Here is a 13,473-nt window from a genome sequence, read left to right on the forward strand (position 1 = left end):
CAGATCGGGCCGCGTCCGGGCGCAACGGCGGCCAGGCGCTGCTTGGCTGGTCCTGCGACATGGGACCGCTCGAACACTCGCTCGGCGTCGAACGCGCGCGCGAACTGTGGGACAGCATGCGCTGGGCCGCGCGCGAAGTGCGCGAGTTGCCCGCGCGTCATGGTTTTGACATCGACTATCGGCCGGGCAGTTTGTGGACCGCCGTGAAGCGCAGCCGCGTTGCGCTGCTCGAAGCAGCGCGCGACGAAGCGCAGCAGAAGTGGGGCTACGACGCGCTGCGCGTGATTTCCGAAGCGGAGATGCCCGAGTGGGTGGGCAGCCGTCGCTATCGCGCGGCGCTCTACGATCCCGAGGCGGGGCATCTGAATCCGCTCAAGCTTGCGCTCGGTCTCGCGGCGGCGATCGAGCGCGCGGGCGGGCGCATTTTCGAGCTGACGCGCGTGCGCGAGTGGCGCGAAACGCCCGCCGGTTTCGTCGTCACGACGCCGCACGGTACGTTGCACGCCGGTACGCTCGTGCTCGCCTGCAATGCCTATATCGATCGCCTTGACCGCGATCTCGCGCGCCGCGTGCTGCCCGTCGGCACGTATCAGGTCGCCACCGCGCCGCTCGATCCGTCGCTGGCGCTGTCACTGCTGCCGCGCAATAGCTGCGTGATCGACAATCAGTTCGTGCCCGACTACTTCCGCCTGAGTCCCGATCATCGTCTGCTGTTCGGGGGCGCGTGCACCTATCTCGGCGGCATCCCGAAAGACATTCGCGCGGCGATCCGCCCGAGCCTCGAACGCGCGTTTCCGCAGCTGCGCGGCGTGGCGCTCGACTATGCGTGGGGCGGCCATATCGATATCAGCATCCGGCGCACGCCCGATGTCGGGCACGCGCGCGGGCGCTACTGGCTGCAAGGCTTTTCCGGTCACGGCGTATTGCCGACGCTGGCCGCCGCGCGCGCGGTGACCGACGCGATCCTCGGCGACACGCGCTTGCTCTCGCATTACGAGGCCATCCATAATCCGCGTTTCCCTGGCGGCGACGCGCTCGCCGCGCCGCTCGAGGCGCTCGGCAAGCTCTGGTACCGGCTGCGCGATGTCGTCTAGCGACGCGGCCCGCGCTTCAATTCCGCCCGATCCGATGGAATGCACATGGACAAGCAGGAAGAAATCGAAGGTCTCGCGATCCTGATTCGCGATCTGCGCAAGCACAAGAAGGTGACGCTGGCCGACCTCGCGCAGAAGATCGGGCGCTCGGTGGGCTTTCTCTCGCAGGTCGAGCGCGGTCTCTCGCGGCCCACGGTGGCGGATCTCACGGCGATCGGCGAAGCGCTGCAGACGCCCACCACGTACTTTTACAGCGTGAGCAAGCCGCGCGCGCTGCCGTGGGTGACCCGGCCCGGCGAGCGTCGCACGCTTTATTACGGCGGCGGCATCACCGACGTGCTGGTGTCGCCGACCATGTCGTCGGGCGGATTTTCGATGCTGGAGAGTCTGCTCGAGCCGGGCGCGACGAGCGGCGAGCGTCCCGTCGATGACAGCGACGAGCAGGGCGGTTTCGTGCTCGAAGGCGAACTGACGATCTGGGTCGATGGCGAAAACGAGGAAGTGACGCTGCGCGCCGGCGACAGCTTCCAGTTGCCGTCACGCTGTCGTTTCAGCTACGCGAACCGCTCGGAACAGAACTCACGCGTGCTCTGGGTGTTTGCATAATTACGCCTGTTTCTGGCGGCACTAGCTGCCGTGCGTCGCGTGGCGGCGTATTCATGGTTATTTGTACTCCGAACTAAATGTCGAAATAAGACCCGAAAAATATTGTCATTCTCGCGACACGAACAAGAGGAAATCGAAGTGACTGTCCATGAAACTGCCCACGAAACTGCGCATGAACCCGCCAACGCCGCCGATCTGCTGCGCGAAGTCCGCGCGTTTCGCGCCGCGCATCCCGACGTGCGTTACGTCGATCTGATCTGCCTCGATCTTCCAGGGCATTTCTACGGCAAGCGCTATCCGATCGACATGCTCGAAAAGGTCGCCGCGGGCGCGCTCCTCAAACTGCCGCAAAACTGCATCCTGCTAGGCACGCAGGGCGGCGTGTACCCGATCGGCGATTATTGCTTTCGCGACGGCGACCCCGACGCGCCGCGCCGTCTCGTGCCCGGCACGCTCAAGCGTGTACGCTGGGAATCGCAGCCGCTCGCGCAGATGCTCATCACCTCGGACGGCACGGCGGCGCCCATCGGCTTCGAGCCGCGCGAAGTGCTCGCGCGCGTGCTCGAACGTTTCCGGAGGCGCGGGCTCAAGCCGGTCGTCGCGTTCGAGCTGGAGTTCTATCTGTTCGATGCGAAGCTCAGCGAGGGCATGCCGCGTCACGCGCGCGATCCGCGCGTCGGCGACGAGGACGATCAACCGAACATGCATATCGAGCGCCTGTCGCGTTTCGCGCCGGTGCTGCACGAGATGGTCGACGCGGCGCGCGAGCAGGGCGTGGACGCGACCGTCATCACGGCGGAGCTCGGGCCGGGCCAGTTCGAGATCAACTTCGGCCATTGCGACGACGCCTTGCGTGCCGCCGACTGGTCGGCGCTCTTTTGCCGCAGCATGCGCGGCGTGGCCACGCAGCACGGTTATCGCGCGAGCTTCATGTCGAAGCCGTGGCTCGACGCGCCGGGCAGCGGCATGCACGTGCACGTGAGTCTCTACGACGAAGCCGGCCGCAACGCGCTCGCGGCGAACGGCCGGCGCGGGCTGCGTCACGCGGTGGCCGGTTGCCTCGCGCTGCTGCCGAATTGCATGCCGGTTTTTGCGCCGAATCACAACGCGTTTCGCCGCTACGGCGCGATGGTCAACGCGGCGAGCCGGGCGAGTTGGGGCTTCGAGGATCGCGACGCGTGCATTCGCATTCCGGAGTCGGACGAGGCGAATCTGCGGATCGAACACCGTCTCGCGGGCGCCGACGCGAACCCGTATCTGGTGCTCGCCGCGATCCTCGCGGGTATCGAATATGGCCTCGACGCGCAGCAGGAACCCATCGCGCCGCTCAACGAAAACCGTGCCAGCGGCGTCGATTTTCCCGGCGACATGCTCTCGGCGGTAGCCGCGATGCGCACGCATTCGGGCGTGCGGGAAGGGCTCGGCGAGGACTTCACGATGGTTTTTTGTGAAAATAAACGGCAAGACCATCTCGATTTCATGAACGCCCTCCAGGCGCGCGAATATCGGTGGTTTTTGTGAAATTACGCGAAATAGCCACAAAATAAGTGAGAAAATCGCTCTGCACGAATCGTTCCAGCTTGCGGAAAGACGGTGTAAGCCCCGTGTGCCGGAGGTTTCGATATGCAACGCGATTTGCCTGTTTCGCCCTTGTGCGGTAGGGTATGCAGGTTTTCTCAACTCAACACAGGAAGCAGATGAACAAACAGGAACTCATTGACGCAGTCGCCGCAAGCACGGGCGAGACCAAGGCAGCCACGGGAGCCGCAATCGACGCGATCCTCGAAGTGGTCACCAAGGCGGTCACGTCGGGCGATTCCGTGCAGCTCGTCGGCTTCGGTTCGTTCTCGACCGGCCAACGTGCCGCTCGCGTCGGCCGTAACCCGGCCACGGGCGCGGAAATCCAGATCGCTGCGGCGAAGACGGTGAAGTTCACGGCTGGCAAGGCCTTCAAGGACGCCGTCAACGCGTCGTGATGTCGTCTGCCGCCGGCTGACCGCCGCTGATTGGCTCGCTGATTAGTCCGGTTAGCCGCGTCGTCGAACCAGGCGGGCGCGGACGGCAACTTGCCGTCTGCCTCCGCCGCGTGGCACGCCTTCGGGCGGCAACGCATCTCAAGCCGGGAGCAGGGCGCGTCGCGTCTTGCTCCCGGTGTGCATTTCTGGCGTGGTTTTTTACGTCGCGCCGTTTGCGTTCCGGTTTTTTACGCCGGGTTCTTTACGCGCCGTTACGCGCCCGGTTACGCATCGTCCTTGCCCGCCGAGGCGCGCAAGTCGTCGTTCACCGCGCCGTTTCGGTACAGCTCGTAGCGCTGCCGTTTGGCCTCGTACATCGCGGCGTCGGCTTCGCGCAGCATGCCCTCCACGCTTTCGCCTTCCCCGCAGCTCGCCCAGCCGAGCGAAAAACTCAGACGCGGCCCGCCGTAGAACTGGTTATTCAGCTCGACGAGTTTCGTGATGCTGTCGGCGACGATTTCCGCATCGCGCGCGTCGGCGCCAGGCATCAGCACGGCAAATTCGTCGCCGCCGATCCGCGCCGCGTGATACGGCTTCTGGATCGCCTTCGCAAGCACTTCGCCCGCGCGACGCAGCAGCGCGTCGCCGGCGGCATGACCGAGCTGATCGTTGACGGTCTTCAGATTGTCCATGTCGACCACGATCGCGCTGACCGGGAACGGCCCCTTGCGCTGCAGCCGGTTCAGTTCATCGACGTAGAACGAGCGATTTTTGAGCTTCGTGAGCACGTCGTGTTTGCCGAGGAATTCGAGGTATGCCTCGGCTTTCTTGCGCGCGGTGATGTCGGTGAGCGCGAGCAGTACGAGATCCCACTTTTCTTCGTGGCCGGGAAACACCGAGAACTGCAGGTGCACATTCAGCTCGCTGCCGTCTAGCGCGTAATTGACAACTTCGCGCTGCTGAAACAGGCGGCCTTCCCAGAGATCGAGCAACTGCTCGCGAAAATGCGGCCGCATCTCGTCGCGGAACACGTCGGGCAGACGCGCGAGCAGCGTGGCCTTGTCGGGCGAGCGATACATGCCGAGCGTGTAGTGATTCACGTCGACCACCTGAATCTCGCTCATGCAACGCTCGACGAACTCGGGATGCACGTCGGTGAACGTGCGGAAATCGACGATGCCCTGCATGCGCGCTTCTTCCAGCAGTTCGCGGATCGCCGAGAAGTTTTCGACCCACAGCGAAACCGGCGCGTGCTCGAAAATGCCCTGCGCGTAGAGCTGGCTCGCGGCCGCGCGCTGACGCGCGTCCTCCAGCGCGGAGACGTCCTCGATCGCCACCAGCACGCGGCTCCAGTCCGCTTCATGGCCGGGCAGGATCACGCCGTTCAGCAGAATGTCCATGCGCCGGCCGCCGAGCGTGTAGTTCACGCTCTTGCTCTGGAAGCGCGGCTCGCCGGCCCACATCTGTTCGAGTTCGCCGACGTGGGCCTGAAACATGTCGTCGCGCAGCACGTCGGCGAGGCGCGCGGTGAGTTCCTCGTGACTGCTCGCGCCATAAAGCTTGAGCGTGTGCTGGTTCACCTTGAGCACGCGGATGCACGCCGAGCATTCGGCGACGCGGCGCGGATCTTCTTCGAGAAAGGCGCGAATATCGACGACACCCGCCGCCCGCCAGCGCTCGAACAGCGCACGCAGCTGGCTATAGTCCTCGAGCCACAACGAGGTGGGCGTGACGTCGAAGAAGTCGAGCAGGTCGACGCCCATATTGGCAAAGCTGGCGGCGGTGGCCGGAGTGCCTTGTTGCATAGCGGTGCAGTGTGGTGGCGAGGTTGGGGGCGCGCCCGGTCCCGCGCGCGGCGGCTGGGTGCGAGGGTTGTTGTAGTGCGAGGCGCGCGATATCCGGAATCCTACCCGAATACCGGCCGCATGAAACTGCGTTCATAACTCACGATGCAGCGGTTTTCACTGGCGTAGGCGAAGGCCGCCTGGCAGTCGGGATCGGCCGCCGAACGCTCGCGGTAGGTTTCGTAAGCCGCGAGACTCGGGAAGGAAAACAGCGCGAGCGCGATATTGTTCGCGCCTTCGGATGGCAGAAAGTAGCCGTGATGCTGGCCGCCGAAGCGCTCGACGAGCGGAATCCACATTCTGGCGTAAGTCTCGAATTCGGCCAGACGGTAAGGGTCGATGACGTAACGCAGGGTGCAGGTGATCACGGCGGTGGTCCTTGTTCGAATGCGGAGGGCTGGCCGCGAGACCCATCGGCGCGTGCCTCCTGTGACGGATCCGCACGATTGTAGCGATCCGGAGCGCGCGCCGGATATCCGGTTGATACCTGTCAACGCACGCTTTTCCTCGGCCTCTAAAGTCAAAAAGTGTAAAGGCAACGACTGCGGCACGAGAGGAGGGAACGCGATGTATGAAAGGATTCTGGTCGCCTACGACGGCAGCGCGATGTCGCGCGCCGCGCTCGCCCATGCGATCCGGCTCGCCGATATCTGCGGGGCGGAGTTGCGCGTGGTGCACGTGCTCGACGCCGTGTCGCCGTTCGGGCTGGGCGCGGGTTATGTGCCCGCCGATCTGCTGGACGCCATGCGCGGCGACGCGCGGCGCCTGCTGAGGGAGGCGTACGAACAGGCGCGCGTGGCGGGCGTGGCCTGCGAGACGGAGCTGGTGCAGCTCGCGAACCTGCGCGACGATATTGCTGGCGGCGTCGCGCGCGAGGCGGCGGCGTGCGGCGCGCGGCTCGTCGTCATCGGCACGCATGGACGGCGGGGTATGCGCCGTGCATTGCTCGGCAGTGTGGCCGAGCGTGTCGCGCGCCAGGCGCCGTGTCCGGTGCTATTGGTGCGTGCCGACGATGCCGACGCCGCCGCGCAAACCGGCAGCGCCGCCGAGGAATCGACGGAAGCCGGCGGCTAGGCTTGTTCGAGGTCGAAGCCTTCGTCGAGCCAACCGGTGATGCCGCCGATCATCAGCTTCACCGGGCGGCCGAGTTTTGCGAGCCGGATGGCGCCGCGTGTCGCGCCGTTGCAGTGCGGCCCCGCGCAATACGTCACGAACAGCGTGTCGAGCGCATACGCTTCAAGCTTCGATGCGACGATCTTGCCGTGCGGCAGGTTGATCGCGCCCGGTACGTGACCCTGCGCGTAGAGCGCGGGGCTGCGTACGTCGAGCAGTACGAAATCGGGCTGGCGGCTGCGATCGGCGAGGGCCGCATGCACGTCCCAGCAATCGGTTTCAAACGCCAGCGAGGCGCTGAAATGTGCCAGCGCATCCGCGCTCGCGGCGGCGGGAATCTCGCTGACGAAAGAAGTGCGCTGCGAGGAAATCTGCGTCTGAACGGTCATGGTTGCGCTCCATATTCGAGTGTCGATGCGAGGCATTGTCGCGTGCGCAGCCACTTTGCCGACAGTGGCGCGATCGTCATTTTCCGGTAACATCGCGCCATGTCCGATACCGCTCCTCATCTCGTCGTCGCGCTGGCTTATGACCGTCTCTGCACCTTTGAATTTGGCTGCGTGACGGAGCTGTTTGCGCTCGATCGTCCCGAACTCGACGTCGCGTGGTATCGCTTCGCCGTGTGCGCGGCGGAGCGCGGGCCGCTGCGTGCGGCGGGCGGCGTGACCGTGTCGGCGCCTTATACGCTGGCCATGCTCGATCGCGCGCAGACCATCGTGATTCCGGGCTGGCGCGACACCGACGAGCGTCCGCCCGAGGCGCTGCTGCGCAAATTGCGCGCCGCCCACGCACGCGGCGCGCGTTTGTGTTCGATCTGCTCGGGCGTGTTCGTGCTCGCGGCGGCGGGCGTGCTCGACGGCAAGCGCGTCACCACGCACTGGCGCTATGCGGAGGCGTTGCAGCAGCGCTATCCGCAGCTTCAGGTGGAAGCCGACGCGCTCTATATCGACGAAGGCCAGGTGCTGACCTCGGCCGGATCGGCGGCGGGCATCGACATGCTGCTGCATCTCGTGCGCCGCGATCATGGCGGCGAAGTGGCCAATCGCGTGGCGCAGCGGCTCGTCGTGCCGCCGCATCGCGAAGGCGGCCAGGCGCAGTTCGTCCCGCGTCCGATGCCGCGCGACGAAGGCAGTCCGCTCGCGCGGCTGATGGATTGGGTGCGCGCGAATCCGCGTCTCGAACATAGCGTAGCGTCGCTGGCCGCGCGCGCGGCGATGAGCCCGCGCACGCTGCAACGGCAATTTCTCGACGCCACCGGCATGGGCCCGTACGAATGGGTCGTGCGCGAGCGGGTGAGCGTCGCGCGCGATCTGCTGGAAGCGCGCCCGACGCTGAGCATGGAGCGCGTCGCGGAACTCGCGGGTTTCGGCTCGGAAGAGTCGTTGCGGCGGCATTTCCGGCGCATCGCGCTGACGAGTCCGGCGGCGTATCGCGAGCAATTCGCGCGTGGCGCGCGCCGCACGGGTTTGTCGGGTCGTCAGACTCGGTAATCGGCGTTTCGCTGCGATGCGTCGGATGCCGCGCACACGCGGATAACGCCCGAATCGACTTTCTCTTTTGCCCAGACGGGCCATTTCATTCACGTCGCTCAGACGCGTGCCTGCATGCCTCTGCGCATCGCATGGTCGTGGCGTTCGGCTGCGGATCGCGGCCCGCGCATCGTTCCTGCGCTTTCCGTCACCCATACCGCTCAAACCTTTCGCGTACTTGAGCGCCTACGCGTGAATCTGCTGCGAGTGCTTACGCCCTCGGAAAAGGAGCGCCGGGAGCTCACGCCGGATTCACCCTGACACGTCTCGGCGCAAAGCTGGTTGGCCGTGCTGAATCAAGCGCTCGAGCCATCCGCGACCAGACGCGCGGCGCTGGATTCCCGAGCATCGCCAGCGAGCCCCGGCGGCGCCCTGAATAGCTGGGGTGGCCGAGCGCATTTTTAGCCCTATACGCACGCTACATAAACGAACTGGTATTTGATGCAAATCAAATCTTTACATTTTTTGAAAGAATATTTCTCTTCCTTACGGGAGTATGGCCGCCATAGTTAATTCGTCATACAAAAATGAATCGGAATAAATACCGTCTCGTATTTAACAAGCTCCGGGGAATGTTAATCGCTGTGCAAGAGTCGGCGATGGGGCGCGGGACAGGATCGACGCGCAGTGATAGCCGCACGCCTGGAACCTTGCGTAGTTTTACCCTGTTTTCGATGGTCGCCTCGGCTTTCGCCGCGATTATCCTGTTTGGCGCAGCCTCTCCCGTATTCGCACAGCTTGTTCCGTCCGGTGCGCATCCGGCCAACGTGATTAATACGGCCAACGGGATTCAGCAGGCCAATATCACCAAACCGTCCGGTGCGGGCGTATCGGTGAATACCTGGTCGCAGTTTGATGTGCCGAAAGCGGGCGTCATCCTGAATAACTCGCCTGTGGTCGTGCAGACGCAGCAGGCCGGATATATCAACGGCAATCCGAATTTCGGCGCGAATGACGCCGCAAAAATCATTCTGAACCAGGTCAACAGTAACAGCCCCTCCCAATTGCGCGGTTACGTTGAAGTCGCTGGCCAGAAAGCGGACGTGGTCGTGGCGAATCCCTCGGGGATCGTCGTGGATGGCGGCGGCTTCATCAACACCGCGCGCGGCATCCTCACGACCGGCAATCCGCTGTTCGACGCGAGCGGCAACCTTACCGGCTTCAATGTCACGCAGGGCAGCATCACGGTTCAGGGCGACGGTTTCAATGCGTCGAACATTGATGAAGTCGATCTGATATCGCGTGCGGTGCAGGTCAATGCGGCGCTGCACGCCAACGCGCTGAACGTCGTGGCGGGCGCGAACAACGTCGATTACGCGAGCCTGAGCGCGACGCCGACGACCGGGACCGGCAGCGTGCCGACCGTCTCGATTGACGTTTCGCAGTTGGGCGGTATGTGGAGTAATCGCATCGTTCTCGTGGGCAACGAATACGGCGTCGGGGTCAATAACGCGGGCGTCATCGAGGCGCAGGCGGGCGACCTGACGCTAACCACGGCAGGCCAGCTTGTGCAGTCCGGCACGATGGGTGCGAGCGGCAACGTCGCCATCAACGCGGCCAGCGTTGTCAATTCCGGCAGCATCTACGCGCAGGGCGCGACGAGCGTGAGCACGGCGGGCGCGCTCTCGAATACGGGCACGCTTGCGGCGCAGTCGGATCTGAACGTGGATGCGGGCAGCGTGGCGTCATCCGGCGTACTCGGCGCGGGCCTGGACGACAACAGCAACCTCACCGGCAGCGGCAACCTGAGCGTGGTATCTGCCGGGGCGCTCGCCGCGACGGGTACGAATGTAGCGACGGGGCAGGTCACGCTTTATGGGGTATCGCTCGACCTGGCCGGTTCGCAGATTTCCGCCGGTACGGCCCTTGCGCTGACCGCTACGGGCGGCAATCTCGCGCTCACGGGCGCGACCGTAGGCGCGGGCACAGCCTTCACCGCCAGCGCGACGGGCGCGCTCGATACGAGCGGCGCGCAGATTGGCAGCGCTGGCAATGCGCAGCTCACAGGCGCGCAGGTCACGAATGATGGTGGTCAGGTCGCAGCCGGCAGCGCGCTCAATGTGCAGGCCTCGGGCGCACTCTCGAATGTGGGCGGCACGTTTGAGACGACCGCCGCGAGCGGTACGACCACGCTTTCCGGCGCATCCATCGACAATACGTCCGGACAGGTGGCGGGCGCGCAGGTCAGTGTGTCGACACCGGGCAACCTGACCAACCGTAACGGCGCCATTACGCAGACGGGGACCGCTGACCAGACGGTAAGCGCGGGCGGCACGCTCGACAACACGGGTGGCACGATTGCCACCAACGCACAGGACCTGACGATTACGGCGCAGACCGTGACGAATGACCGCGGTCATATTCAGCACGCAGGCACGGGTACGCTTGCCGTACAGACGAAGGGCGCGCTGTCGAATGCGGGCGGTAGCATTGCCACCAATGGCGCACTCACCGTAGCGGCGGTGTCGCTGGACAATACGGCCGGCGCGCTGAACGCACAGAAGGCGGCGAGCATTACCGCGAGCAGCGGCATCGTTAACGCCAATGGCGGTCAGATATACGGTGCCAGCGGCCTCGCGATATCCACGCAGGGCAATTTCGATAACACGGCAGGCTCGGCGCAGAGCGGCGGCGATGTTTCCCTGAGTGCGGAGGGCGCGCTGCTCAATGCCGGAGGGACGGTCGCGGCGAACGGCGCGACCAGTACGCTTGACGTGAGCGCCGCCAGCATCGACAGCACGGCAGGCTCCATCGTCAACGCCGGGAGCGGCCAGACGACGATCAGCGCCACCGGCACATTCAACAATACCGGTGGCGTGGCAGGTGGTAACGGCGACGTGAGCGTCGCCGCACAGACGCTCACAAACGATAACGGCGGCGAGATCGTTGGCAGCGGCGTGACCGGCCTGAACGTAACGCAGGCGATCAGCAATCGGGATGGCCTGCTTTACGGCGGCACGGCCCTGAGCCTGAACGCCCCCGGCGCGACGCTGGACAACACGGGCGGCACCATCGAGAGCGGGCAGGATGTGTCGCTGACGGTCGCGAGCATGGAAAACGCGGGCGGCGCGGTGCGCGCGAACCAGGATATCAGCGTGAGCAGCACGCTGTCCGACGCGGGCGAAATGACGGCAGGCCACGACCTGACGCTCGCGCTTCAGGGGGATTTCGCCAACGATGCAGCGAGCGCCCTGCACGCGGACAACAACCTGAACCTGAGCACCACGGGCACGTTCACGAGCACGGGCGACCTGCAGGCCGGAAATGCGCTGACGGTGACCGCCGCCAACGTCATCAATGCAGCCGGGGCGGACATGAATTCCGCCGCGACGACGGTCAGCGCGTCGAACGATATCGCCAACGCGGGCATCATTGAAGGCGATAGCGTCACGACGAGCAGCGCCACGCTGGAGAATACCGGTGCGGTGATGGGTAATAACGTCAACCTGCACGCGAACGCTGTGACCAACGACGGCGCACAGGCCGTCATCGCAGGGGCAACCTTCCTCGGTATCTATGCGGTCGATTCGCTGGTCAATGCAGACGGCGCGCTGATCTATAGCGGCGGGAACATGGAACTCGCGCGCGACAGTGCGCGTGATTCGAGCGGCCTGCTGGCGGACCAGACCACCAGCATCCTCAACAGCGGTTCGAGCATTGAGGCGGTTGGCAACATCGACGTGGCCGCGACGACGCTGACGAACGAGCGCACGGGCGTCGTCACGGGAGGCGGCGGCGCGTCCACAACCACAACCGGGCAGACCCTCACACTCTGGACCGGTGGTCTTACGCAGGATGAGCTTGGCAATTACATAAGCGAAACCTATCGGCAGTGGATGTTCACCGCTGGCGCTATCGGTGCCGCCGCTATCCAGGCGCTTGCCATTCCGCTTACCGTTACGCTGCCCGCTTCGCAGGTGACGAACATCAACACGGCCAGCCAGTCGTTTTCGCTGACGACCCCGCTGACTGACACTTACATCATCAACCAGTCCTGCTACGGGTGTGCACAGCCGACTCCGCAGACACGCACGATCACGAACAACGCCACGCAGTATTACCAGAGCCTGACGCAGAACGCAGACGGCACGGTGACGATCAGCTTTTATCCGGATTTCGATCCTGCGATCAATATCCTGCCTTCCTCTGTGCAGGTGCGTACCGATCTCGGCTCGGATAACCACGACTACGTCGAAATGAGCCGGACGGTTACGACCACGACGACGGCGGACCAGCTTGTGAGCGCGGGTACGCAGGCAACGATTCAGGCGCAGGGTTCGATTTCCGTCAATGCGGATGGCGGCGCGATCAACAACGAATCTTCCACGATGGCGGCAGGCGGCAATCTGGTGCGCCGCGCGGACGGCGGGACCGTCAACGACACCGGCACGTTGTTGCAGCAGACCACGACGGAAACCGATACGTCGGTATTCTACTGGCACCAGAAAACGGGCAGCAGTACCGATACGCAGACGGTCGAGGATGCAACCGTTCCTCTGGCGACAACCACGGTTGCGTCGCTGCCAGCGATCGCAACGGCAAATCAGGCGGTCGTGACGGACGCGCAGAACATCAACATCGCGAGCGTCAGCCGCGTGGGCGATACGGTCACAGGCGCGGGCGTTTCCGGCGGCGATGCGACCGGCCAGAAGATTGGTAGCGCCAGCGCGCAGACGCTGGCTGGTGGCGGTATTCCGGGCCTCACGTTGCCGACGAATGCGCTCTACAGCTACAACACAGCGCCGGGTGCGAGCTATCTGGTCGCAACCGATTCGCGCTTTACCAGCTACTCGAAATTCATCTCCAGCGATTACATGCTCGATCAGCTCGGGCTGAACCCGCAGGAGACGGAAAAGCGCCTCGGTGACGGGCTGTACGAGGAACAGCTTGTGATGAACCAGGTCACGCAGTTGACCGGTCGCACGTTCCTTGGCGCGTACACGGACAACCTGGACGAGTACACGGCGCTGATGAATAACGGCGTGCAATACGCGCAGGCGTTCAACCTGACCGTGGGCGTCGCGCTGACCGATGCGCAGATGGCTGAGCTGACCACCGACATGGTGTGGCTCGTCAACCAGACGGTCACGTTGCCGGATGGCACGACGGAAACGGTGCTGGTGCCAAAGCTCTATCTCGCGCAGTCGGATGCGGTAGACCTTCAGGACAGCGGCGCGCTTGTCGCGGGTAACAGCGTAACGCTGGCCGCCTCGGGCGATGTGACGAACAGCGCCCATGTTTCGGGCGACGTGGCGACGACGATCATCGGCAACAACGTGGTCAATCGGGGGGGGGCGTCGGCAGCGGTGGCGTCACGACGGTAGCGGCTGCT

The 13,473-nt window shown here is 64.5% G+C and carries 10 protein-coding genes; 7 read left to right on the forward strand and 3 right to left on the reverse strand.

Annotated features, from left to right (window positions below):
- The 4 genes from G3N97_RS01905 to G3N97_RS01920 form a co-directional block, all read left to right on the forward strand.
- On the forward strand, positions 1-1,094 hold a 1,094-nt coding region (locus G3N97_RS01905), incomplete at its 5' end, for an FAD-binding oxidoreductase (protein WP_205991650.1).
- 45 nt (positions 1,095-1,139) lie between these two features.
- Positions 1,140-1,700, forward strand: coding sequence for an XRE family transcriptional regulator (locus G3N97_RS01910; RefSeq protein WP_205991651.1), 561 nt, complete (start codon positions 1,140-1,142; stop codon positions 1,698-1,700).
- A gap of 138 nt (positions 1,701-1,838) precedes the next feature.
- Positions 1,839-3,221 carry a glutamine synthetase family protein gene (locus G3N97_RS01915; RefSeq protein ID WP_346778003.1) on the forward strand — a complete coding sequence of 461 codons (1,383 nt, stop codon included), beginning with the start codon at positions 1,839-1,841 and terminating at the stop codon, positions 3,219-3,221.
- Between the two features lie 176 nt (positions 3,222-3,397).
- The gene (locus G3N97_RS01920) at positions 3,398-3,676 is read left to right on the forward strand and encodes an HU family DNA-binding protein (RefSeq protein WP_027818693.1); all 279 of its coding nucleotides are present in this window, start codon (positions 3,398-3,400) and stop codon (positions 3,674-3,676) included.
- 263 nt (positions 3,677-3,939) lie between these two features.
- On the opposite strand, the gene G3N97_RS01925 is transcribed toward G3N97_RS01920, so the two are convergent.
- The gene (locus G3N97_RS01925; protein WP_205991703.1) at positions 3,940-5,418 is read right to left on the reverse strand and encodes a GGDEF domain-containing protein; all 1,479 of its coding nucleotides are present in this window, start codon (positions 5,416-5,418) and stop codon (positions 3,940-3,942) included.
- 143 nt (positions 5,419-5,561) lie between these two features.
- Positions 5,562-5,867, reverse strand: coding sequence for an NIPSNAP family protein (locus G3N97_RS01930; RefSeq protein WP_205991652.1), 306 nt, complete (start codon positions 5,865-5,867; stop codon positions 5,562-5,564).
- Positions 5,868-6,066: 199 nt separating this feature from the next.
- Between G3N97_RS01930 and G3N97_RS01935 the strand changes: the two genes are divergently transcribed.
- Positions 6,067-6,573 (forward strand): universal stress protein, encoded by a 507-nt coding sequence (locus tag G3N97_RS01935; protein WP_205991653.1) that lies wholly within the window; start codon positions 6,067-6,069, stop codon positions 6,571-6,573.
- On the opposite strand, the gene G3N97_RS01940 is transcribed toward G3N97_RS01935, so the two are convergent.
- Positions 6,570-7,001: a rhodanese-like domain-containing protein gene (locus tag G3N97_RS01940; protein ID WP_241030319.1), complete on the reverse strand. Its 432-nt coding sequence runs from the start codon at positions 6,999-7,001 to the stop codon at positions 6,570-6,572. The genes G3N97_RS01935 and G3N97_RS01940 overlap by 4 nt on opposite strands.
- A gap of 99 nt (positions 7,002-7,100) precedes the next feature.
- Between G3N97_RS01940 and ftrA the strand changes: the two genes are divergently transcribed.
- The gene (ftrA, locus tag G3N97_RS01945) at positions 7,101-8,102 is read left to right on the forward strand and encodes a transcriptional regulator FtrA (protein WP_205991655.1); all 1,002 of its coding nucleotides are present in this window, start codon (positions 7,101-7,103) and stop codon (positions 8,100-8,102) included.
- 566 nt (positions 8,103-8,668) lie between these two features.
- Positions 8,669-13,465, forward strand: coding sequence for a filamentous hemagglutinin N-terminal domain-containing protein (locus G3N97_RS39255; RefSeq protein WP_346778004.1), 4,797 nt, complete (start codon positions 8,669-8,671; stop codon positions 13,463-13,465).
- Positions 13,466-13,473 lie beyond the last annotated feature (8 nt).

Origin of the sequence: Paraburkholderia sp. Ac-20347 (genome assembly GCF_017104805.1) — a bacterium.
In the GTDB taxonomy this organism is placed as follows: domain Bacteria; phylum Pseudomonadota; class Gammaproteobacteria; order Burkholderiales; family Burkholderiaceae; genus Paraburkholderia; species Paraburkholderia tropica.

Excerpts from the sequence above, each read along its gene's own strand:
- G3N97_RS01940 (WP_241030319.1), bottom strand. The coding sequence starts at position 7,001 with ATGACCGTTCAGACGCAGATTTCCTCGCAGCGCACTTCTTTCGTCAGC.
- G3N97_RS39255 (WP_346778004.1), top strand. The coding sequence starts at position 8,669 with ATGAATCGGAATAAATACCGTCTCGTATTTAACAAGCTCCGGGGAATG.
- G3N97_RS01920 (WP_027818693.1), top strand. The coding sequence starts at position 3,398 with ATGAACAAACAGGAACTCATTGACGCAGTCGCCGCAAGCACGGGCGAG.
- ftrA (WP_205991655.1), top strand. The coding sequence starts at position 7,101 with ATGTCCGATACCGCTCCTCATCTCGTCGTCGCGCTGGCTTATGACCGT.
- G3N97_RS01925 (WP_205991703.1), bottom strand. The coding sequence starts at position 5,418 with ATGGGCGTCGACCTGCTCGACTTCTTCGACGTCACGCCCACCTCGTTG.
- G3N97_RS01935 (WP_205991653.1), top strand. The coding sequence starts at position 6,067 with ATGTATGAAAGGATTCTGGTCGCCTACGACGGCAGCGCGATGTCGCGC.
- G3N97_RS01910 (WP_205991651.1), top strand. The coding sequence starts at position 1,140 with ATGGACAAGCAGGAAGAAATCGAAGGTCTCGCGATCCTGATTCGCGAT.